We start from the raw sequence: 23,840 nt of genomic DNA, 5'->3' as shown, positions 1-23,840 counted from the left end.
ACGACCTCGCAACGGCTTTGACGTCTGTAAAGCCGGCGTTCTGGAGGTCTTGTCGAATACGGCGGCTTCATCCCACGCCGACCTGGCGCACCGAGAGCCTCGACTCTCCATTAGAGCAGAGGTTCGCAAATGAAGCCTATGACCGCCTGCACCTAAGATGCGGATGAACTCTTCTTTTGTAGATCAAGCCACCTTGTCAGCTAGCGTTTTCAGCGCGTGGCTGAGAGGACGCGCAAGCTCCCCGAATACGCGGTCTGGCTGTAACACTTCGCCGATGGTAGCCGTACGTCCGGATGTCTTCGCGGATTTGCTCGCTCACCGACCGTACGACGCGTTTCTTCCGCCAGTTCCTGTTGAAATGGAGCGGAATGGAATCGCCCCGAGGAACGACGAGAAGGTCGTTCCGTTCGTTCACGTAGATATCGTACATGGATCCTCGCTCCCGACGAACATAGGCCGATGCTCAAGCGGTTTGGTGACTTTGACGACACAGTCGCGAGAAAGCACATGAGTCGCTTTGCTCCTCGAGAGGGTCACAATCAAGCCGCCGCCTCCACGGCAACGTGGCGCCGAGCGTGAACTAACCAAGTCGCCGGGAGAATCCCGCACGCGGACATCGAAAGACGCCTCGGCGTCTTCCTCAAGTTCAATTTTAGCGTCGGTCTTACTCAGCATGCTGCGGCAATAACCTGCAACGTAGTGAGCGAGAGGAAGGCCTCGGGATCTACAAGCAGCTTGCCGACCAACCTTTTTGACGTCCGCTGGAAAACGGCCCCAGCACCTCTGGGGGCCAAGGGCCGGTACTGGGGCCGCCATCTTGCCTGACTCTGGGATAAGAGACGGGCGGCTTGAAAATAAAGAGCGGGCCAAACTGGGCAATTAGCATATGTGAATCTCGGCCACGTTTTCCAACGAGAAGCGATCGGTGCAGACCTTGCACCCCCGCCTGAACTGGATGCGCGCCAATATTCTTTCCACCAAAGCGGCGGTTGACTCGCTTCTGAACGTTGGGCCCCCTCTGTCGCGAGGTCGGCGTAGCGTCTCGGTTCGAAATCGCTCCGACATCGATCGGGCCGGACTTCGTAAAGCTCGATGTGGGGAATCACCGGTGCCAGTCGGCGGGACGGTCCGGGTCGCCGTGTGGCAGACCGTCGGTCTGATCAAGACTCTTCCGCTTCGCAGAACTCTGCTGAGAGACCGGTGCCACGCGCCTGCTGCACGTCGTTCACTCATCGGGGCAGCGGACATCGCCAGGCGCCACGTTCTAATGCGGAGTAAAGGGGTCCTCAGAACTGGCGGTGCGCTCTGACCGGCAATTCCGCGGGCGCCCTGTTGCCTAGCGTCCCCCGCACAAATGCTGGGGGCTCTGGCGAGCGAGCTATACCAATGTGTATTCGGGCCAGCCGCGGGGATAATTGGCATAAAGCGCAGGGGCAATCATTCTGGCGGCATGGCTATGTCCTCTCAAGTTTGCGCCCTTTTCGAGGAGGCGCCGGAACGCTCAGCCGGAGTTCGTGCTTCCAGCCTATACTCCAGTCTGATCGATGACCTCAGTCAGTTAAATTTCGCAGACGCGGATGACCGTCGAGCATTCCCTCCGACCCTACATAGCATGCTGGCAAGGCATGGACTGTTCGGGCTCACCATACCGGCAGATCGCGGCGGATTGGCTCTTTCCTTGCAAAAGGCCATCGAGCTCATCTCTGCCACTGCATCTTTCGATGTCTCCGCTGCCTCTACCCTCGTCATCCATAACTTCCTGGCCTTGCCCTGCATCGAAGCGGCACCGCATCTCCCCAACCAAGAGCAGGTCATACGGGGGGCAACACGCGGCGATCTTTGCGCTTTCGCTTTGACGGAGCCTGGAGCAGGTTCTGCCCCGAGGCACATAGAAGCTTCGGCTTTCATGCATGAAGATACGGTTCGCATCTGCGGTCGTAAAATTTGGATTGGCCTCGCTGACTGGGCCCGGTGGATCGTTTGTTTTGCGCGAGCTTCCGGTCATGATGCCAAAGGTCGCCTCGTTGGTGTACTGGTTGATAGGCAGGCTCCCGGCCTTAAAGTCACGCACGAGCATCGCACCCTCGGTTTGCGTGGAATTATACAGAATACTCTCGAGTTCCAGGATGTCGAGGTGCCACGTGCCTACGTGCTTTCTCGCGACCAAGACGGTTGGGGCGCAGCAGCATCCAGTATGAACCGCGGCCGAATAGGTGTGGCTGCGATGGGCCTTGGCGCCCTTGAGCGCGCGATCCAGGTCGCGGCTTCATATGCAAATCATCGTCGCCTAGGTAAGCTGCGCATGATTGAGAACAGCTATATAGAGCAGCTGTTTGGGCAGATGGTACTTCGCCGCGAAGTCGTGAAGGCGATGCTTACGGCATCCTGCCGACTCGTCTCTGGGCAGGGCTCTCCCAATATCCACCTTGCGTCGGCAACGAAGGTACTGTCGTCCGAATGGTGCGGCCTTGTCGCCGATCAATGCGTCCAATTGTTGGGTGGCCGAGGGTACGACGAGGGGACCCCCTTAGCTAAAATCTATCGTGACGCTCGTATTCTCCGCATCTTCGAAGGTCCGACGGAGACGCTTTTATCCCATCTTGGCCGCTGTCTTCTTTCCAAAGCCACACGCGACGAAATAGCCGATCTTTTTGTCTCTCTGGGTGCGGCGTCAGTCCATGCGGACGCCGTTGAGGAGCTCCGCGGCCTCGATGAGACAGACGGTGCCGTGCTAATCTATGCAGGTTGGCTCACCACGTTGGGACTAGCACAAGCTGTCATGACTGCTGGCACTTTCACTGCCTCGGACTGTGCCACAGCGGCGGCTGATCTGGTCAGCACCGAACTAGCTGCTGTGCGTTCTCGCGCGCCGACACGCCTAAGTGTCGAACGCCGCACTCGTGCCAGCCAGACGCTGGCCAATTTTCTTCAAGACGCGGCCTGCTCCATCCGTTCCCCTGTTCTCACAGACGATTACCTTAAATTGGTACAATATGTCTAACGCCCAGCCACGAGGTGGAGCGAAGGCGATCTGCCACACAGGCACTGCGGATGCGCCGAGTCTCACCTCAACCATGACCTGACCTTGTCAGCGACAACAAGCCGCCGACCACGCAAAGCTGCCAGCTCATGATGGCGCATCGCGTCAGCCTTGAGCACGCTCCATCACCGCCCCGCCGGACGAAGGATCCACGATCGCGCGGCGCGGGACTTTCCGTTGAAAACGATCGGGTGGCTCCTGCAGTATTTTCGCTCTGGACCGTTGCTTGCTCTCGGCGTGTGCATTTGAGACGACATTGAACGGCATACGCTTGCTAAGTCTCGTATCTGCGTAACAATCCCTACTTCACTGAATCGATGCTCAAAACCGACTTGCACTTCATCTTTTCTGCTGATGCCTACGACGAAGCAGGCGTCGCCCCCCTCTTCCCCCTTCAGCATGTCTCGCAAGACGAACGCGAACAACCTTCACACCCGCTCGTTACTGAAATGAAGGAAGTTACAGACGTCAAAGTACTTTGCCTCATTCAAGCGGAATCCAAATGCCGATATTCGGCTCGTCAGAACACATGGATCGAAAGCAAACGCCTGGAAGCCGTTCGAGCAATCTAATCGGACGTAGTCATCTGTCCGCACGACAGCCTGAACGTTTATCCCGCAAAGATCATAATATTCTAGCCGCGCCACGGTCGCTGTCTCGCTGGTTGAAAAGAGCGACAACGCGAGATCAAAGGGCGTCTGGCACATTACCGTGAGAAATTCCATTGGACGATCCATGGTGCCAAGAAAATTGAACGGCAGAATGCAAAGCACTCTTCCGTCGTATCGCCGCATGATCTCACCGACCAGACGCCTCCTTTTAAAGAATTTGTTGGCCTCGCAGCGGACAACAGCCCCGTTGTCCCCCTTCAATCTTCGTGCACGAGGTGGATTGATATCGATACCAAGGTAATCACTATCATCGTTCTTGATACCGATAAGGCGGTAGCAACTGCAACCTACCTCAATAATTAACCGGTATGTGGTCGAACGCAGGAGCTCAAGACAGAAGGCTCTCTCACGTTCATGGAACTGACGCACCCGAGCGGTGAAGTAGCCCGGACGCATGAGACGTATGCCTTCGTCGCCCAGATAGATCGCTCGATTCACTTGGCGAGATCGGAATGCAGAGGAGTTCACTGGCGCCTCATCTGATTCCGCTTGCCCGAAACATAAAGTCTGCGACATCGGCGTCCGATCGCTGTGGTCAGCTCATCGCTCAGCATGTTCGCGGCCGAAGCCACATCTGCGACCGTCTGCTCGGGGCAGATCAGGTCGACCATTGTACCCGGCGCAGTCGAACTCTCGGGCAGATCGGTCACATCGATGCTGATGAGATCCATCGAAACGAAGCCGACGATTGGCGCGCGAGCACCACATATGAAGACATGACCTCGATTGCCGAGGCTACGCGGGAACCCATCTGCATAACCAATAGAGGCGGTCGCGACACGCATCCGTCTCTTCACTGGGTATGACCTGTGGTATCCGATCGCTTCCCCGACCTTTACCCTGCGACATTGAATAATTCGCGTTCGCAGGCGGACGACTTGCGATGGCCTGAAGTCGGGATCACCGGATATGGAAAGGCCGAGAATTCCTCCACCCGACCGTATGAGGTCGAAATGAAATTCACATCCGGCAAATAGTCCCGCGGAGTTCGACAGCGAAAGGATGGCTTTGGGAAACAGATAGGTGAGTTTACGGAACTGATACAATTGTTGCCGACTGATTTCGTCGCGCCACTCCGCGCAGGCGAGTTGGCTCATGAACAACACGACAGGCAGATCCGACAGCACCTTTTCATTCTCGGCGGCTTTTTGCAGCTCATCTATGGGAAACCCCAGTCGAGATAAGCCCGTGTCGACGTGGATACCTGCGGGCAACAGCCGATTGCGAAGGCGGCAATGCCGAAGCCATGCATCCAGCTGTTCCCTGCTGTTCAGGATCGGCAGCAAATCATGGTGCTCAATAGCCGCCTCCAAACCGGGCATAGCACCGTGAAGCAGGTAGATCTTCGCAGATAGTGGCAGTCCCTTGCGCAAGGCCGCGCCTTCTTCCACATCGGCCACGAAGAAATGCCCGCAGCCAAGCCGCGCAAGAAACGGCGCTATGCGCAGCGCGCCAAGGCCGTAGGCGTCTGCCTTGAGAACTGCGCCGCAAGCGCTTTGGGGCGCCAGCATCCGAAACTTCCGGTAGTTAGATTCTATCGCGCCGAGATCAACAACCATGGTCGATCTCGATGTGTTGGCATAACCGGCATCTGACGGATTATCAGAGAGATTGGAACTGAGACCAATCACATCCGGCATATGCCTTCCCTCATGTCGCCGTAATGGGGTGTCGATCCGCAGAATATAGGGATCGTACCGCCTCTTGCGCACATGCCGGTCCAAAGCGAAACCCATTACCCGAGCCACCGCCAATCACATGCAAACCTGCGATATCTTTCGCAGGACGGGAAAACGGGACTCCATCCGCCGAATAGCAGTCGCAGAACACACGTGCTGACGCCACCGCTGGCACCTCGGAGGAGAACCACTTGGCCAGAATTGCGTTGGCACGCGCGAGATCATCCGAACTGAGCCGCAGTTCATCGGTGACCGGCTTCACATCCCATTCCTGCGAGGTAAAGCTGAACAGCCAGTATCCTTGCTCGATCATGGGAATGAGGAACGCGTAGTCATCGAACAGCCCGATCATTGGACAGTTCGGCGTGGGCCGTGCGGCCAAATGGAGCGCGACGACCTTCTTAACTCGCAACCCCGGTTCGTCTGTTAGGTGCTGACGCAACGGTGACTCCGGTAACCATGGCCCGATCGCAAGAATGGCCCGCTTCGCCGCGAGTTCGCTGTTATCAGAGGTCTGGAGAAGAATATTGCGCGGCCCCTTCCGTATTCTTGTAATCGATGTACTCTCGCTTATCGTAACCCCCTTGATCTGGAGTCTTTGAGTCAGACCCTGAACAATGGAATCGACTTGACAGTACGAACCCCGATCTAACACGACGGCCACATCGCCGGGAACCAAGAACTGCGGCAGCGATAATAGCCGCTCGACAAGAGCGAAAGATGTTGATGGGATCAGGTGGCCTACGCTGCTCTGTTGCGCGAGTTCACCGGGATTGCGCGTCAACCAAAACACATCGCAGTCTCGTCCCTTGGGCCATTGTCCGTCGGGATAGATCCCGCGCCAGAATTTCGAACCACAGTCGATGAGGCTCCTTTCCTTCTGGTTACGACAGATGTTGATCTGGATCCCAGGCGCAAACCGGCTAGTACCAGATCCAACGATATCTCGTTCGGCGATGACTATTCTTTTTTCCGGGCGATCGCTCGCTGCGATGAAGGCAGCACTGAGGCCCATAACGCCAGCCCCGATGACTACGAGGTCACAGATACTGTCAGTCATTGAGCTTGTTTCCAGGATATGGAGAAGGCGCTCAGAACTTCGCTGCCACTATTCCGCAAATGATGGGTCTGATTTGGTCGCAGAAACACCAGATCGCCGGCCTTCACGGCCAACTCACCATCGTCGGTCACTACCTGACCGCGCCCGCTCGTGATTCGCCAGATCTCGGTGGAAGGATGAGAATGAGGCGCCGACACCGCAAGTGGATCGAGGCGGAATTCGATGAATTCGACCGGAACGGTGATCTCCGGATCATCTATCCCTTTGACGTCCTGTACCAGTACACCGGGGCTAAAGACCGTTACGTCCCCCAAAGTCATCAGCTGAGCATTCTTCATGGTGTATCTCCAATCATGCAGCTGATCGCGGCATGCTGCCCATTGTCGATCTTCAACGGGCGCTCTCGGGCACCGCGCCATTCCACTTGAGAGCTCCTGTTGCAGGTCCGCAATCGTAAGCCACCCGACCAATGATCGAATTGAGCACCGTTGAGGCGCGCCAAGGAACCAAACTCAGATTTGTGTCCGCGATGCCATGTTGAAATCGTGCGCCATTCTGGACGTATAGGCGGCAGCTTTCGGGGCCATCAAACCGGGCCCGGAACTCCTTGCCGACCACGATCTCCCGAGAGCCACCAGGCGCACTCACAATCGAAAGCCGGTTTGCGACCGGCTCCAGAAAGGGAGGGATCTCGGTACGATAGCCCGTGGCCAGCACAATAATGTCAGCGACATGTTCTGCGCGAACGCCGGTGGCCTGCTGACGCACCCCCAGGCGAAATGGAGATATGGCACGCAGCTCCTCAGCCATTGTGTCGACGCGTATTTCGACCTGAGCGGGATACGAACCTCGACACACTTCGCGATCGTAAAGTGCGTTGTAGATCGCGCGCAGTGTCGATGAGTTGACGCCATCGCTCGCCAAAGCTTGCTGTTCAAGGGTTTGCTTTCTGGCAGCTTCGCTTTGCTCAAGGAACCATCCGCCATACTGTGGAAAGAACCACTCATTGACGAAGGGACTATCTTCCAGGGCAAATATGCTTGCGCGGCGCGTGATCCAGGCCAGAGCTCCCAGCGCGCCGCATGCACCAGTTAGCAGATGAAGAAATATTTCTGCTCCGCTTTGGCCACCACCTATCACAACAACACGCTTGCTGGAGAACTCGCGGCGCCGCAGGAGGAAGGTACTCGCGTGAAACACCTGATTCTCCGGTGCATCTCTGCTCCAGTCAGGAACAGAGGGCACCCGGCCTACGCCGACCACTGTCGTACGGGTCTGATAATTGCGGCGATTGGTAGCGATACTGAACGCCTCGCCGCGTAGTTCGACTGAAATAACCTGTTCGCCGAATTGAACGTTCGCTAGCTTGTGTGCGGCCCATTTCAAATAATCTTCAAATTCATTCCGGCCAACCGAAGCGATTCCTCGAACAATGGCTTGATAAAGCCGTCTTTTCTCGTGCAGGTAGGCGAGAAAACTATATGCACTGGTCGGATCTGCCGGCGTTACCAGGTCCTTCAAGGGGCTGGTTTGCATGAAAGCCCCATCTAGAAGCAAACCTGGATGCCAATTTAGCGTCTCCGATCTTTCCAGGATGTGTAAGGAAATTTCCGGAATCGGGGCCGCGAGCGCTGCCAGGCTCAGATTCGCCGGGCCTGCGCCGATTGCCGTTACCTGATGGCCGCCGCCCTGCTTTGACATCACGCTATCCGCAAGATGAGCCACTTAACGCTCCCGGCTGGTCGAAAACACTTGGATTGCGAGAACGATTCCATTGCCACCGACAAGCATCATCATGCTCATCAGCAGATCATCGAAGCTGTGGGCGCTCACGATCTGCCCGGCGATATATGGAAATCCGAATAGGCCAACGAAGTAGGAAAGCGTGAAGACCTGAGAAGCAACCGCCAATGATGTCCCCTCTGCACCTGCAATGAGCACAACCATACCGTTTAGAGTCGAATAGCTAAGTCCGTATCCAAGGGCAAACATCGCTGTACCGAGGATGTAGATGTCTGCACTCCTTGCATTCATCAAAAGCAAGAATAGTCCCGCCATAGTGCACACGATGAGAAACGCAGCGACCCACTCAAGCCGGACCTTTCCGATGACCGGCGCCACCGCGAAGCGCAAGAAAACGGCTGTCAACGTGAAGACTAGAAAGAATGTATCGGCGGATTGCCCCCGCGATGATGCGTAAAGCGTCTGGAACGTGGACAGACCGGAAAACACGCATGCGCCGATTCCGATCATGACGATCGGATAACGAGTGTTCGACTTGAAAGCCTCCCGCACGCCCTCAACCGTGAGTCGAACAGCTGCCATCTTGATCTGAGGAGCCTGCGCCAGTGCCCTGCCGGCCAACTCCAGCAGCATCGCGCCAACGAGACATGCAGCCGCGAATAGAGAGTACGCTGCGATATAGGATCCGAAGATCTCCACGACGGTGCGCGCCAGGGGAACAGCAAGTCCGATCCCCAGCATCTGGGATCCGGAAAGCAAGGTGAGATACTTGACACGAGCCGCAGGCCGTACGCGTTCCAGGATTTGAAGCGGCGCCAGCATATAGAAGATTGACCATCCAATGCCGAGCGAGAGCCCGCCGAAATAAGCGAGGAACATAAAAATTGGAGCCGCTGCAAAACAGATCATTGCAATTGCCATCACCACGGCAGCAAGGATGATCGTTCGCATCACCCCACATAGATCGGCGATCCGGCCAGCCACAAGCGAACATAGTATTGTCGCGACCGTACCGGTCGAAATAACTGTTCCTGCTATGGATGCGCTCTGTGGTGCCGAGCGCAGAGCATCCACGAGAAAGAAGCTCGCCCCATAGGACGCGGCCACATTGATGCTACCAAGCATGAATGGAATCGAGACCTCGAGCGGCACTTCATCGGGCAGTTTCTCGGCGGCGACAATGTTCGCTGCGGCTCTCATTGTGCAACTTTTCCCGGAAGGCACGGCTCAATGTCTGCGGCCGTCAAGCTGCGCCCATCGATTCTTGGTACGCTTCCGCTTCGTTCGGATGAGGATCGCGCAGCGCAGGCTGCGAGGGGATGTCCTTCATGGCCGAGCCAGTGCCACAGAGCTTCTGTTATCCTGGGCATCAGCGGCCACCCCAGTATGCTGAAGCCCATCAGCCATGTGTAAGCGATCTGATGGTTCGGATTGGAATCAAGACAATCGAGCCATTCGGTCACCGATCTGGACGCGTGCGACACGCGCAGATGATCTAGCGAGAGAGCTGCGCTCTGTTGGCTGTACAGCCGGTTCAGCGTGATCATCATCGCATCATCTACGTGACACGCGGCAGAAGCCGGCATCGCTTTGATGATGTCCGTACAACGATTGATGACCACAGCGCTCTTGTCGAGAATCGCATTATAGCGATCAATCAATTGCTTCGGGATCAGATCGGTCTCCGCTTCTTCGGGGCAGATTTCCGACAGACACACTCTGAGAATATCGATACATATATCCGGCACTTGAGCGATTTCACCCGCCCAAATCACGTGGCCGCGACTGGTAGAGAACTTCGACCCGTTCAACCGAAGGAAATAATTGAAGAAAATTCGGTCAAATTGACGAAATGACTCCTGACCCAATGCACATCCGGTAACTCCCACGAGCATCGGGATTGTATTGTCGATGCCGGTCGCGCCGATCAGGAAAGTATCGGAATTGCGCGCAAAGGCACTTGGCGTGCCGGATGCCTCCGCATCTTTATGCCCACAATAGAGGGAATGAGCGTAGAGCAACGAGGAGTAGCTAAACAGGATCTGACGTGTGTTGAACTGCTGCGAATTCCAGGCCAATCCATGCAGGCCAGGAACGGTCAACCGCATTCGCTGCCCTTTACGTGCGATGTACCGCCTCCCTATCTCCACAAAGCCAGGTTCGATAGCCGCATCGTCCCACGCCCGGACGAGTTGGTCGTTTCGTGTAATTGAGAGAAAGGCAGAGATGTTATCTGTCCATTCTACGATCCGCCCTCGCCTCGACACTGGATTTCGCGCTTCATCTGGCTCGAAATGATCTCCACACTGTTCGCAGAAGAAGCTCCCTGCGGATGCTTCGCATACGGGGCAGGTTGCGCCAAACCAGCCTCCAATGCAGAAACGCTCTTCCGTTGGCGTCAGAGCAGAGCCCGCATCGTCGACGGGTAGCCGCGCTGCGCGAAACTCCAGCGATCCTGCTGCAGATAACGCATCCATGAGCGCGTGGCTGACATTGGAAAACCGCTGAAGATTTTTGCCATGGGCTGGATCATCGAAATGATCGAAAACGATCCCTAGTGAGGCGAGATCATGAGCAATCCCGACATGGAAGCCATGAGCCAAGTCCGACGGGTCGATGTTCTCGCGCGCTGCTCGGACTAGAACATGGTTCTCGAAACCGTCGGTCGTCAGACCGGAGCGAACATGATGCCCTGCCCTCTTCAGGTGCCTTTGTACGACGTCCATTCTGAGAAATGGCCCGGCAGCGTGGCCAAGATGTGCCCTGCCATTAGCCGTCAAGTTGACGGGCGATATATATACGTCGGCGGGATTCGTGTTCGCTACGCTTAGCGGCGTGATGATTGGGCTTCTTCTCATATCTGCACAAATGACATCCAGGAACAGATCCTGAAAACACCCGAATAGACATCCAGATAATTCGCCACGACAACGGGAATACGCGCGCGGCTTGACAGGTTACGGATCCCATCGGGTTGCGGATTTCGAACCAGGATGTTCAAAGCGTGTCACATACTCTTTGAGGTACCTCTAAACCCTCTCCTAGCTGGACGCTTCACGTATCGGTTCACCTCAGCTCGCAACCTGGCCAACCTCTTCACCTCTGCTTAGTCAATCGAACTGATCGCCCCTGGAGCGACCGAGATGTCGCCGTGAAGAAGCAAGTGACGCGCCAAATCAAAATCGTTGATTTTGACCGTGCCGCGGCCTGCATTTAGGTCGACTACCGACATCTGGTCACGAACCTGACAGGCGGTTCGGCCGGGCCGGCAGGAGTCCGCCATAGGTTCTTTTCCCTTCACTCCCTCATGAGCAACAGCGACTCGTGGGAGGGGTAACCGGCCCCGGCCAGGCGACTGCGAGCTCACGATCTATGCCAGGCGACCATTCCGGCCCTTGCAAGGTTGCTGATGATACCCCCCCTGCGGACGAGCGCGCAGCGATCAAATAGGCCCGCGCGAAACGGATGCACGAGCTCGCATTGGCAAGGATCCGATAGCTTGCTGCGAAAACTGCAGCGTGCCGACCAGCCGATTGCGCCTGGGAGTAGCTAGTTCCGCGCGTCGCGGAGAACCGGCCGGCCGGCGAACATGCCGACACTCGGAGGGTCGATGAAGCCATTGAAGCCAACGCCAGGAGCTTACCCCCTGTTTTTGAAGAATTTAGAGCTTCAGCCTTGCGCCTCAAAGAATCGAGTGGTCGTCCCAATCAACCGAGACCGTTCAGCAGACAACGTTATTGTGCCCTCCCGAGCCGCACAATCCGGGCGCAGGGCGATTCAGCCTTTGACGTGCGAGGCAGGCGTCCTCCGTCGTGCGTGAGCTGTCGGTCTCTTCCAAGTAAGCAAGGCAATCTCGCTAACGTACAGCACTTTCCCCGCAGAACTGTCCGGTCTCCGCCAAGCTGCGACACCTTCGGGGCACCACCGGGACGAATTTGTGCGGTCGAGAGCAGCAAATTCGACCTTCGATGGCTTCGGTGGCGCACCTCAAACCAATGCGGCTTCCGATCTCGATCGCCATTGTCAGGCAAGGAATTCGCGCCAGGACATCGGACTGGACCTCCGAAACCTCGATATGCTCACGTCATTCTTTGCGTGACGACCATGAATATATCAAGCCCGTTCACGTCACTGTAACGGTCGCCAAGGCTTTTGAACAACTCGCCCATCTGGTTTGACCGAACGGTAAATTCTCCATAATTTGGATCAAACAGGGTCGTCATTCCATTCGATGTCGAGGTCGCAATTGTATGCGCGCCACGCGGTTTAAAACGCAGGCTGATCAGATAGACCGATGGATCGTGGGTGATTTTATTCACTATCCGGGCAATTCCGGAGGACGTTCCAAGCTCATATCGAGTCTGATTGTTCGCAGGCTCTAATCCCGCCTCACGCAACATTGCGGTTTTTGCCTGAAGGTTGTTAGAATCGCCCACCCTGTCACTTCGCAACAACGCCTTGAGATCTTCATACCGTTGCTGCCGCACTGCCGCCGAGGCATGGTTTTGAGCGCCCGGCATCAGCGCGCTCATTCGGGACGAAGGGCTGCTGGCGAGATTGAGGAGCCACTCCGCGGCCAAGCCGACGCAAATGCCATCGACATTGGCGCCAGGCAATTCGGCAGTTCTGTACTGGAATAAAGGCTGGCTCGGCTCCGGTCTGCTGCAGCAGAGCCCCATTTTATCCGACAGCGCTTCGGGAGGCTGGCTCTCCTCCTGCGCGAGATCCGTAAGCGCTTGCTCGAAGTTGCTGTTGCCCGCCGACTGATTCAGTTCATCAGCTTGATCGGCGCGCGTGGCTTGGCCACTTACCGGATTGAACATGGCTTTCGCGTGCCTCTAGCGTATGCTTGCCTGGACCGAGTGACGCTGGCGAGCCCTACCTGCGAATCAATATTGCGGCAAGCTGACGACGAGCTGACGAGCAAGAACAGGTTGGAGAAGTCGCCGCATGGCGTCTCTCGGATGGCCACCTTTTCTGCTCACCCAATCCCGGCCGAAATGCCGGCGCCCAGGTCGACGACTTCGATGATACGGAGTGGTCGGGCACAATCGTCGGAGGATGCAATTTTATGCCGAGCTCGAGTTTGGCGCGGCTCTCCACGCAGATTTGACGCGGCGATGGTCCGCTTCTGACGCTGTCGTTCCGTCAATTCGCCAGCACGGGACTCGCCGGGCCCGTGCGTTATCATCACCTCCTGCTTTCGCTGGGCTGGCAAGCCCGCGACGTTAGGCAAACGGAAGAGCCGACACCTTCTGTTGCGGTGTGGGCTGACAGCAGCGCCGAACCACTGCTTTTCATCTGCCACGCGGACAATCCTTAGCCTACCTCATAATGCGGTCGCACTCATGCGCGCAAACCACATTGCCGCCTCCGATGGGCCGAGCCCAACGACGCCTACAAAGCCCGGTGGCGGCATTGGGATGTCCTGATGAGTTGGCCTCCACAGATGCAGGCAATACCGACTGTTATTTACATATTGCGAATGTGGGGGATGCAGTTGCATCACGCATTCCTCTTCATCCCAGAACAGGTCTTTGACGAAGCACATCTCTTCCCAATTCGGACAACGTCGCGGCGTTGAGACAGCGACATGCTCCCAGCCAGGACGGATTAATCCGCTGATCCTCAGTTCACAGCCGCAAGGCCCCTGTACAACGAACATGCCACAAGGACCTGATCCTGGAAGGCTGGCAAACTGGCCATATTGTACGCGACCGGCCTCCAGCTTCTCTATTATTTGCGCCCGCACGTTTCCTCCTTTGCCTCGTGGACCGCCTTGAAGTCGATGTAGATGACGTTGTTGTTTTTCAACTCGCGACTTGGCGCGTGTTCCGTCCTATTTGGGACGGCGCTCCAATACCATTCTTCAGCGAACCATCTGCTGAGAAAGCCGCAGATGTCCATCACTTGTTCTCCTCTTTTTTGGACGCTGACGCCCTGCCCGGGACGCTTGCGAATTCTTGCGGGGTCTTGATTGCCCGAATGCAAACCGTGCAAGATCCGCTCGATAATGACCCGGCGCATAGGTTGAGAATTGCCTCTCTGGGAGGCTTGACGGGCATGACGACCCGACATCTCGATCACAGCACGAGGCCCATGCGGAGCGCCTTGCTCATTGACTGCAGGGTACACCGCCGAACAACGCGCGCTTCAGCACATGATGTGGCCTTGAGCTTTCGCGGTTGACGCACAATGTTTCGTTGTGTGCGCCGCGTTGAGGTCTCGCGGAGATGTGCTTGATCCTACGGGGGCGTCGAGGGCCACCACCTCATCGCCGCCGGATCGCCATGCTTGGCATGCACTCCGAAATGGCCTGACATCTACATTCCATCATCGCTCGCAATACCACAGCGTAATTCGCCTATCCTCGCTCAATGCTTGGCAAGGGCGATTGCTGCCTCACCAACTGTCCTGCGGTCATTCGCCGCTTTCTGCTCGCCGAGTCTGAAACAGGGCCAATGCGTCATCTATGTGACCGTGATTGATTCGTCCGGGAGAAAAATCGAAACGGGCTAGCCTCACGCCGCGATGGTTAGGCATAACGTGTCTCTACACCGATAACATCCATGGGTTGATGAGGTCTCGTAAGCTAATGGTCAGAGAAGCTGATTAGTCTATCTTGAGGGACTGCAATCGCGCTGCCGTTGGCGGCTCCTTTGCCGCGTCCCTACAATGCAACTCCCAACCCCTGTTTGCCAAATGTCGCTAGCGAGCTCTTGCCTTTCGATGCGGATGTCGCCTTCCGGACAGCAAGGTCGCAACTCCGACCAAGTGCAGCGAGCTCGTGTCGCCAAACCGAGCGGGTGGCTTGCTTCGCATCAAGGCTGCGCCGGCACTAGTCCGCTCGTGGCATGCTGATTGCTGCAGTGAGTCCAGACGTCACTCATCTGGCTATCCTTTAGTTCTGAGCGATGCACTGCCCGGCGTCCCTCAGCTTTGGTAGCACCTCGTCTAACCGCCCACTGCATGAGAACACCATCACCTGGGTACAGGTCGCACCGCAAACAAGAATCCGATAACCCGAGCCATGAAGGAAGACTGCGAGCTTATGAACGATACGATGCATCCGGAGACCACCCGTTCCCCGCGGACCAGTGCGGCACGTGGTCAATGACTCACTGGCGCGCACCAAAGGACCCGACTGTCAGGCCTTACGACGCCGATTGCCGTTGTTTGCAGGCGCAACGGCGATGGAATCTATGGCCGCTGGCCGCGCTCCTCCTGGGTGCGCTGCTCTGGGCCAGCATTTACTGGATCGTCGCAGCGGTCTTCTTATGAGCCAAAGAAGCTCGCGGAACTGACAAATCACAAGTAAAGCTACGTCGGATGGCACGCGCGCGCACCTCCCGACCTCGGCGATCCGACTGTAGGCCAGGAATATCCCCACCGTCAGTTGGAAGCGGACACTTCTTTCACAGGTCAGCTTTGTGCCCCGGCGCGGCTAGCAGGATATGAATTCGCAACTGAGGCAGCAAGACGCCTCCAGCATACCATGCCGAACCAGCTTCGAGGCCACTCAATGTGCCTCGAAGCCGCAAGGCCTATCGTGGACCAAAACGCCAAATCCAGCGCTACTTGCTTGGATGTGCCGATTGCCGAGTGACATTTGCTCCGCGATCGGCGCTGCGGCCGTCCAGCTGAGGCGCGGCTTATCGAGGCCCGGCAAAGCCCTACAGCTCTCGCTCTGACCATGTTTCGTCCTCACTTCGGCGCGTCTGCCACTCTTGGGCACGCCGAGCCAGCTTATCGTACTCGATCGCAACGTTAAGAAGCCTGTCTCTGGGTTTACCATAAGCGAGTCCTTCCGCCTTTTTTCGCGTTGCTTCCGCGCGGCTTCGCCAGTGGTCGGGCTGGTAGAGTTTACTTTTCGGATTCATGCCGTGAGCATGCAATTTGGACATCAAAGAAATGCGACACCGGCGCTCCGTATAATCACCTAAGGGCTGGCGGCCACCAAAGCGCCATTTGCCACCGTAAGAGGATCTCGGTCGATTTGATCCAAGAAGGGACTTGAATCGCACGCAGCGTCAGATTGTACGATCCTGGACAGGTCGGGACCGCCTCCGACAATCCAGACGCTTCCTGCAGGCAATGAGAATAGCGAATGTGTCAAACATCTAAACTCAGCTGGCGAGAGTCGCTCGGGATCACACGCTTCCGCAGATACGTGCCTGTTCACACGTTATCCGAGGCTACCTCGGCCAGCAGCGGAAGAGATCGCGCCCTTCGATATTTCTACAGAAGGCGCTCTCATCCCGATCGCCGTCTCCACGTTAGTGTGGAGGGCAGGCCGACTACACTAAACATGACCTGGAGGCGTCTCATCAGGGTTCGTTACGCAGGATCAATTGCGTCATCAGCTATGGCTTGAGCGCACCTGGCTTTTGCTCATCTCTCTGCCTCGATAAGCCTGGCACCAGGCCGCAGGTCTTGTTCGATCCCGCATCGCGCCGGCCGTGGCGGCAACTATCGGCCGTGAGGTGGGCTGTGCTCAAATACCTCAAGACGTGCCACGCCGAATACTTCAGGACATCCAGGCATACTAGAGTCGGTAAAACGGAACTCGCAGGCATTGCACCTGGCGCTACACGTCTATTGCCGACGGACAGACCATTTTGCGCTTCGCTCAAGACATCGCAGACCTACCAACCTTAAGGAATGACATGACTCAAGACCAAGGTGCCGGTTTGGCTTCGCTCCTCAAATCCTGCCGCGCCATCGCTCTAGCTGCCGCAGTGACTACTGTAATCCCGTGGCAGGTAAACGCGCGAGATCAAGCTCCGACTCCCGAGGAGAGACAAGCGTGTATGGAGGACGTGTTCCGCCTTTGCAGCAATCACATACCGAGCCACGTCGCTATCCTTGCTTGCCTCAGATCCAAGCACGCCAGCCTCAGCCAGCAATGCCGTTACGTGATCTCCTCGCGAGATACGAGCAAGAACGGCGGCAACTCGAAGTAGAGGATCGGGTGGCCTGTTCGCCCGCCTCACGTTCCGAGATAGCCCACCTAGCACGCAGGACGTTCACGCGACGTCGGCTGGAGGCGACGAGCCCTGCCACTCACGACGGTTTGGTCCCTTCATCCTTATTTGGATAGGCAAATGCAACAATTGCCCTTCGATACCGTACTCATCGCCAACAGGGGCGAGATAGCCGCCCGCATCGTCAAAACGTTACGTAAACTTGGACTGCGTTCTGCAATTGCCTACCACGAAATAGACGCGAGAACACCCGCCGTCTCCATGGCCGACCTGGCCATTCAGATCAGCGGCAGCACGCCGATCGCAAGTTATCTCGATACTGGGCAGATTATCGCGGCCGCCGGCCAGGCGCGCGCCGGCGCGCTGCATCCCGGTTATGGGCTGCTTTCCGAAAATGCGGAGTTCGCCAGAGCCGTGACAGACGCCGGCATTGCGTTCATCGGCCCTCTTCCTGACACTATCGAACTGATGGGGGACAAGATCCGCGCACGCAATTTCGTTCAGTCCAACGGCTTTCCGGTCGCCCCCTGCGTCATCGAAGAAGATGATCCGGCGACATTTGCCTCCAGAGCGCAGGCCATGGGAGCTCCTCTGCTCGTGAAGCCATCGGCTGGTGGCGGCGGTAAGGGCATGCGGATTGTACGCGACCTTAATACCTTGGAGGCAGCCATCGAGCAGGCGCGCAGTGAGGCGGGCCGTTACTTTGGAGATGCCCGACTCTATGCCGAACGATATCTCGAATATCCGCGACACATTGAAGTACAGGTGCTCGGCGATTGCTTTGGAAACCTCGTGCATCTGTTCGAGCGCGAGTGTTCCGTGCAGCGCCGGTTCCAGAAGATTATCGAGGAAACGCCCTCGCCTGCGCTATCTCAAGAATTGCGGGCTCGAATTTGCGATACGGCGGTTCGCATCGCTCGTGCAGCGAACTACCGGAATGCAGGAACGGTCGAATTCATCTTCAGCGGAGACAATTTCTACTTCCTCGAAATGAATACACGACTTCAGGTCGAGCATCCGGTCACCGAGATGATTACTGGCCTCGATCTGGTGGCGGAACAGATCTATGCGGCAGCGGGCCGCAAACTTGCATTCTCCCAGTCCGATATCGTTTCGAACGGCCATGCAATCGAGCTCCGGCTGTACGCGGAGGCTCCTGAACGCGGATACGCTCCGACCACCGGAAAAGTACTTCTTCTCGAGTATCCCAATGACGTACGGATCGACAGCGGCATCATGCAAGGCCAGCACATCACGCCGGCGTTCGATCCGATGCTCGCCAAGATCATCGTGCATTCACCAAACCGCATGGAATCTGCTCTGAAAGCCCATCGTGCAGTTCGCGAATTGGTTTTACTGGGGTGCGAGACCAATGCGAGCTTGCTCGCCCGAATCGTTTCCGACGAGGCATTTCTCGGCGGTCACTTCCATGTCGGATACCTTGAACAAAACCCGCATCTCGCAGCGGGCAATTTTGCTGCCGGAATGTCTGCGTTCCTCGCATCCGCCGCTCTCCTGACGAGGCCGGTCCGCGACTCGGCAGATGCCGTGCCAGAGCTTCATTCAGCGATCGGCAATTGGAGAAACTGAAGTGTATCACTCGTTCGAGGTTGACGGCGTAGATCATACATTGTGGCTTTCGGCCGGCCGGCACGGCTACCGCCTTCATTTGCGAGACGAGGTGATTGCCCCCGTCGCATTCACCCAGCGCAGCGACAGCAGCGGTATCCTGACCATTGCCGGGCAGAGCGAACCCGTCAGGTTCGTGATCGACGGGGAGCTCATTCACCTCCATATCCGCGGCAGAACGCGTACTTTGCGCTACATCGATCCGCTACGGACCCACGCTGCTGGGAATAGCGGGACTTGTCCGCTCATAGCCCGGGCGCCAATGCCCGGGATGGTTGTCGCGATCACAGTTTCGCCTGGTGACTCAGTCTCGGCGGGGACGGCGCTAATGATGATTGAAAGCATGAAGCTGGAAACGATCATACGATCACCCCAGGACGGCATCGTCGAGCGGATTCACGTGAAGGAGAACGAGAGCTTCGAGCACGACACCGTACTCGTAACGCTGTCTAAAGAAGGGTTCTGAAATGCAGCGGATCGGTTCTGCGGCGGATGTCGATTCGCAGGAGTTTCGTCGCAATGACCTCCACAACAGACAACTGGCTGCCGAATTGAAGGAGCGCCAACGCTTGGCCCGGTTCGACAGACCTGAGAAAGACTTCGAGCGGCTGCGTCGGCAGAATAAACTGTTTGTTCGCAACCGCATCGCAGCCTTGCTCGATCCGGAAACTCCTTTCCTGGAGCTTTCCACGCTGGCCGCCAACAAGGCCTACAACGGAGAGGTTCCGGGCGCCGCGCAGGTGGTCGGCATCGGCATCGTTGCGGGTCGAGAAGTGATTATTCACGCTGACGATTCCAGCGTGAAGAGCGGCGCATGGTATCCACTCTCGGTCAAGAAGATCGTGCGGGCCTTGGACATAGCCATCGAAAACCGTTTGCCGGTGGTTCATCTATGCGACTGCGCCGGCGGCTTTCTGCCTTTGCAGGCGGAGTTCTTTGCTGATCGATACCATGCGGGTCGAATTCTGCGCAATCAGTCGATACTCTCGAAGATGGGCGTACCGCAGGTCGCCATCGTCATGGGCCACTGCACCGCGGCAGGGGCCTATGTCCCGGCGCTCAGCGAATACAACATTATGGTCGAAGGCACGGGAGCCATTTTTCTTGGCGGCCCTCTGGTCGTGAAGGCTGCCACTGGCGAACAAGTCTCCGCCGAAGAGCTTGGCGGTGTCCACATGCATACGAGCGTCTCGGGCACCAGTGACTATTTCGCAACTTCCGAGATCCACGCGATCGCGATTGCGCGCAACGTTGTCGCGCGCTTCCACCAACCTACGAAAACCCGCATCGATCGCGTCGCTCCCGAGCCGCCCGCTTATGATGCGTCCGAACTCTACGGTATTATTCCAAAGGACACCCGAGCGCAGTTCGACATGCGGGAGATCATCGCTCGTCTGGTCGATGGCAGTCGATTTGATGAGTACCAGCCGCGTTATGCGACATCACTCGTGTGCGGCTTTGCCCGGCTCTATGGATATCAAGTCGGAATCGTTGCCAATAATGGCGTGCTATTCGGCGAGACTGCGCTAAAGGGTGCTCATTTCATCCAAATCTGCGACCAAAACCGGACGCCCCTGCTCTTCTTGCAGAACGTCACAGGCTTTATGGTTGGCCGCGAATATGAGCGCCGTGGGATCACCAAGGACGGCGCCAAGCTGATCATGGCTGTGTCCGGCGCGTCTGTCCCGAAGTTTACCATCATTTGCAACAGCTCTCATGGCGCAGGAACTTACGCCATGTCGGGACGCGCGTTTGATCCTCGATTTGTGTTCAGCTGGCCGAACTCTCAGATTTCCGCGATGGGCGCCGAGCAGGCCGCCGGCGTTCTCACCCACGTCAAGGCGAGACAATTGGCCCGCACCGGAGGGCGCCTCTCTGAGCAGGAACTGGCAGGCATTCGCGAACCGGTTCTTGAAGAATATCGCGAACGATCAAGCGCCTATTATGCAACGTCCGAACTCTGGGACGATGGCATTCTTGATCCTGTCGATACCAGGACCGCCCTTGCAATCGCGTTGAGTGCTTCACTCCACGCACCGATCGACGCGCCGCAGTACGGCGTGTTCCGACTGTAGCGGGGTGGTTTGTAGAGGCAGATCAGCACTGCTCCGCCCAAAGCACGTGAGAAGCGACTTCAACCAACAGGACAGCGGTGCCGACAAGTCGCACGATTTTCCAAGTTTCCGGGCGCTTCGGCTGAATCATCGTGATCAAGAAGCCGCCGCTAAGGCACATGCGCGGTAATAGACCCTCGCCATCTTTGCTGGCGCAGCAACCGCACTGCTCTCATCGGTCGGCAATCTCTTGACGGCATCACGACATGGAGAGCTTGACCCTCACGTAGCGTCAGGTTGTAGCCTTGCCGAAATGGGGTGCCCAACCCAACCGATCATTCAAACGTCGACGTTCGGCCGTGCCGCCGATGGGCCGGACAGCTTCATCAAGACAGCCGGTGCCACGTCTTCTTCAACAAAAGCCTCCGTTGAAGCGGGACGCTTCAGATTCGGACAAATGAACGTGTAAAGTCGATGGAAGCGCTGAAATCAATTATCGGTAAAGTTGCCACCGGCGCCACTCTGACGCGCGAGGAAACTGCGTCAGCATTCGACGCCCTGATGTCGGGTCATGCGACTCCGTCCCAGATCGGCGGCTTGTTGATGGGTTTGCGAGTCAGGGGCGAAACGATCGAAGAAGTCACCGGTGCGGTCTCCGCGGTACGCGAGAGAATGCCGCGGGTCGAGGTCGCATGCGATCCCATCAATATCGCTAGTACGAGCGATACCGTTGCGCATTCGGCCAACGTGATGACGTGCGCCTCATTTATCGTCGCCGGAGCCGACGTTCCTGTTGCCAGGCATGCCAACAGCGATACATCTTCGGGTCCTGACACCGCGGACCTATTGGCGCATCTCGGTGTCAACGTCGACCTCAAGCCTGAGGCCGTTGCGCGCTGTGTGCACGAAGCCGGAATCGGCTTCTCATTTGCGTCAGCCCATTATCCGGCGATGCAGCGCGTCGGCCAGATCCGCACCGCACTTGGGACCCACACCATCCTTAACCTCATCGGGCCCCTGTCCAATCCGACCAGGGTCAAGCGGCAGATCGTTGGGATATTCGCTCGCGAATGGGTTCAGCCTCTGGCTTACGTGCTGAAGAACCTCGGCGCCGAATCGGCATGGGTGGTTCATGGCTCTAACGGGCTGGGCGAGGTTACCCTCACCGGGCCGACCTTCGTTGCCGCGCTTGAGGCCGGCAAAGTGCGCACCTTCGAAGTGACGCCGGAACAAGCCGGGCTTGCCCGTTGCGACAAGGAGACGCTGGAGAGCGGCGAAGCGAAGGCCAATGCCGTCGCCTTGCAAAACGTGCTCGACGGCGTTCCAGGTCGATTTCGCGACACTGCACTTTTGAATGCGGCGGCGGCATTGATCGTGGCCGGCCGCGTCGAGACGCTGCAGGAGGGCGTCGCACTTGCACAACATGCGCTTGACGGTGGCGGCGCAGCCGTTCGACTGAAACGCTTGATTGCAGTGTCCAACACGTAACAGGGGCTGGAAGATGGTCCCGACGGAGGCCGATTCTGACAAGCGGCTATGCAATAGCCGCTGCGAATGTGCGCCTATTCCTTCGAGATTTCGATGAGCATGTGCCGCCTGCGCGCGCCGTTCAAAGCAATCCGCGTTAAGGACGCGGTACGAGAGCTATCCCTGTTCATCGGCGAGAGTCTGCACCAGCCCCTGTTGCCGAGATACAGACCCGCGGCATGCGCTGCGTTCCAAAGGAGATAGTCAGATGATGTCATCACAGAAGTTGGAAGCACTCGGATCCATCGCAATGATAGAACACATCATTCGAAAGTTTCGTGAATTGATCGATACGGATTGCTCGATCCCACCCGAGCTGCGGGGTTCGCTGCACGCGACGCTCGATGTGCATCTTCTCGATGCAAAAAAGCGTGTTCTCTTACGCGTACATTGAGCGCGCTAACCTGGGCGGCACTCTGGTCGGCGCGCCGAGGACATCAATGTCATGTTCGGTCTCATCATTGCCCTCTGGACACGCGGTTTTCCGAGACTGCGCGCCCAATTGCGGCCGCGAGATCAATACGAGCCTGCCTAAGCAAACGGAGCATCAGAAGTGGGGTATAACTTTAGAGGCAGATCATGACGCACCGGTCATCCCCCGTGGTTGGGAACATGCCGTCTATTCAGCCGGCAGATTTCCGTCAGACTATGCGACATCTGGCAAGCGGTGTCGCCATCGTGACGACCGGAACGGCCGGCGGACGACGTGGGCTGACGGTGAGTTCTGTGACGTCCATCTGCATGGAACCGCCGTGCTTGCTCGTTGGCATCAACGCCAAATCTGAAGCGCATGACGCGATACTCGCTAGCGGCAGTTTTGCAATCAATCTTCTCCACAGTGACCAGGAGGACCTTGCCCTGCGCTTTGGCGGTCAGGAGGGAGCGAAAGGTGTTGATCGCTTCGGAACGGCTTCCTGGGCTCAGGGCGTGGTCGACGTGCCGCTATTGTCGAACGCACTTTGCGCGCTCGAATGCGTTTTGTATGACCACAAGATCATTGGCACACATAGGATCTTTATCGGACGAATTGTCGCAGCTCGGGCTGGCCATGGCAATCCATTGATCAACTTCCAGGGCGCGCTTCGAACCTTGCCCCTTGCCAAGTTCTGCGCAGAATGCCGCTAGAATGGAATAGGCGTTGACCGGACGACCGGTACTGGAGCGATCCTTATCGAACATTCATCCGGACAACTCGTGGACGATTTTGGTTCTTACGGCCTCACCTCGCGTTGAAAAGCGCGCGTACCTCGCGACTGATTAGACCATCCTACCGCACGCTGGACCGGCATAGCCCTGACGTAAACTACCAGCTTTGGTAGCTCAGTTCTCCTCGGCAGGCGCGTAGCATCAGTGTCGCGGCAGGATCATGGTTTAAAGGCACACTGCGTCACAATCTTCGTGCTCGATCCAGAAGCGAGCAAGTGGGTCGTACCATGACCTTGCGCGAGTGATG

Annotated in this window: 17 protein-coding genes; 7 read left to right on the top strand and 10 right to left on the bottom strand. The window is 57.1% G+C overall.

Features of this window, described 5'->3' with window-relative positions; translation table 11 throughout:
- Positions 1-1,354 precede the first annotated feature (1,354 nt).
- Complete coding sequence (locus tag ACVMIH_RS38980; RefSeq protein ID WP_456865880.1) at positions 1,355-3,001, top strand: acyl-CoA dehydrogenase family protein; 1,647 nt, start codon at positions 1,355-1,357, stop codon at positions 2,999-3,001.
- A 467-nt stretch (positions 3,002-3,468) separates the two neighbouring features.
- Here ACVMIH_RS38980 and ACVMIH_RS38975 read toward each other — a convergent pair whose 3' ends face one another.
- From ACVMIH_RS38975 to ACVMIH_RS38930, 10 genes are all read right to left on the bottom strand, one after another.
- Positions 3,469-4,179 carry a hypothetical protein gene (locus ACVMIH_RS38975; protein ID WP_456865877.1) on the bottom strand — a complete coding sequence of 237 codons (711 nt, stop codon included), beginning with the start codon at positions 4,177-4,179 and terminating at the stop codon, positions 3,469-3,471.
- A complete protein-coding gene (gene alr, locus ACVMIH_RS38970) occupies positions 4,176-5,351 on the bottom strand; it encodes an alanine racemase (protein WP_456865874.1) in 1,176 nt (391 codons plus the stop codon). Before alr ends, ACVMIH_RS38975 begins: the two co-directional genes overlap by 4 nt.
- A gap of 10 nt (positions 5,352-5,361) precedes the next feature.
- Entirely contained in the window at positions 5,362-6,450 is a 1,089-nt protein-coding gene (locus tag ACVMIH_RS38965) for an NAD(P)/FAD-dependent oxidoreductase (RefSeq protein ID WP_456865872.1), read from the bottom strand.
- A complete protein-coding gene (locus ACVMIH_RS38960) occupies positions 6,447-6,788 on the bottom strand; it encodes a cupin domain-containing protein (RefSeq protein WP_456865869.1) in 342 nt (113 codons plus the stop codon). Before ACVMIH_RS38960 ends, ACVMIH_RS38965 begins: the two co-directional genes overlap by 4 nt.
- A 52-nt stretch (positions 6,789-6,840) precedes the next feature.
- A complete protein-coding gene (locus ACVMIH_RS38955; protein ID WP_456865866.1) occupies positions 6,841-8,151 on the bottom strand; it encodes a lysine N(6)-hydroxylase/L-ornithine N(5)-oxygenase family protein in 1,311 nt (436 codons plus the stop codon).
- Between the two features lie 24 nt (positions 8,152-8,175).
- Positions 8,176-9,393 carry an MFS transporter gene (locus ACVMIH_RS38950; protein WP_456865863.1) on the bottom strand — a complete coding sequence of 406 codons (1,218 nt, stop codon included), beginning with the start codon at positions 9,391-9,393 and terminating at the stop codon, positions 8,176-8,178.
- Entirely contained in the window at positions 9,390-11,051 is a 1,662-nt protein-coding gene (locus ACVMIH_RS38945) for a class I tRNA ligase family protein (RefSeq protein WP_456865861.1), read from the bottom strand. Before ACVMIH_RS38945 ends, ACVMIH_RS38950 begins: the two co-directional genes overlap by 4 nt.
- Positions 11,052-12,272: 1,221 nt before the next feature.
- Positions 12,273-13,016, bottom strand: coding sequence for a YopT-type cysteine protease domain-containing protein (locus ACVMIH_RS38940; protein ID WP_456865859.1), 744 nt, complete (start codon positions 13,014-13,016; stop codon positions 12,273-12,275).
- A 506-nt stretch (positions 13,017-13,522) separates the two neighbouring features.
- Positions 13,523-13,858 carry a DUF7694 domain-containing protein gene (locus ACVMIH_RS38935; RefSeq protein WP_456865857.1) on the bottom strand — a complete coding sequence of 112 codons (336 nt, stop codon included), beginning with the start codon at positions 13,856-13,858 and terminating at the stop codon, positions 13,523-13,525.
- A gap of 71 nt (positions 13,859-13,929) precedes the next feature.
- Positions 13,930-14,220 (bottom strand): hypothetical protein, encoded by a 291-nt coding sequence (locus tag ACVMIH_RS38930; RefSeq protein ID WP_456827097.1) that lies wholly within the window; start codon positions 14,218-14,220, stop codon positions 13,930-13,932.
- Between the two features lie 3,077 nt (positions 14,221-17,297).
- On the opposite strand from ACVMIH_RS38930, the gene ACVMIH_RS38925 reads away from it, so the two are divergent.
- The 6 genes from ACVMIH_RS38925 to ACVMIH_RS38900 all read left to right on the top strand — a co-directional run bounded on the left by ACVMIH_RS38925 (position 17,298) and on the right by ACVMIH_RS38900 (position 23,512).
- Positions 17,298-18,767, top strand: coding sequence for an acetyl-CoA carboxylase biotin carboxylase subunit (locus ACVMIH_RS38925; RefSeq protein ID WP_456865855.1), 1,470 nt, complete (start codon positions 17,298-17,300; stop codon positions 18,765-18,767).
- Between the two features lies 1 nt (position 18,768).
- Positions 18,769-19,272: a biotin/lipoyl-containing protein gene (locus ACVMIH_RS38920; protein ID WP_456865853.1), complete on the top strand. Its 504-nt coding sequence runs from the start codon at positions 18,769-18,771 to the stop codon at positions 19,270-19,272.
- A 1-nt stretch (position 19,273) separates the two neighbouring features.
- Entirely contained in the window at positions 19,274-20,881 is a 1,608-nt protein-coding gene (locus ACVMIH_RS38915; protein WP_456865851.1) for an acyl-CoA carboxylase subunit beta, read from the top strand.
- Positions 20,882-21,334: 453 nt separating this feature from the next.
- Complete coding sequence (trpD, locus tag ACVMIH_RS38910; RefSeq protein ID WP_456865849.1) at positions 21,335-22,348, top strand: anthranilate phosphoribosyltransferase; 1,014 nt, start codon at positions 21,335-21,337, stop codon at positions 22,346-22,348.
- 247 nt (positions 22,349-22,595) lie between these two features.
- Positions 22,596-22,781: a hypothetical protein gene (locus ACVMIH_RS38905; RefSeq protein WP_050404901.1), complete on the top strand. Its 186-nt coding sequence runs from the start codon at positions 22,596-22,598 to the stop codon at positions 22,779-22,781.
- A 218-nt stretch (positions 22,782-22,999) separates the two neighbouring features.
- Complete coding sequence (locus ACVMIH_RS38900) at positions 23,000-23,512, top strand: flavin reductase family protein (RefSeq protein WP_456865847.1); 513 nt, start codon at positions 23,000-23,002, stop codon at positions 23,510-23,512.
- Positions 23,513-23,840: the final 328 nt, after the last annotated feature.

Source organism: Bradyrhizobium sp. USDA 4503 (assembly GCF_054055815.1).
Note: the sequence above shows the minus strand (reverse complement) of the source record. Positions and strands in the feature narration are given on the sequence as shown.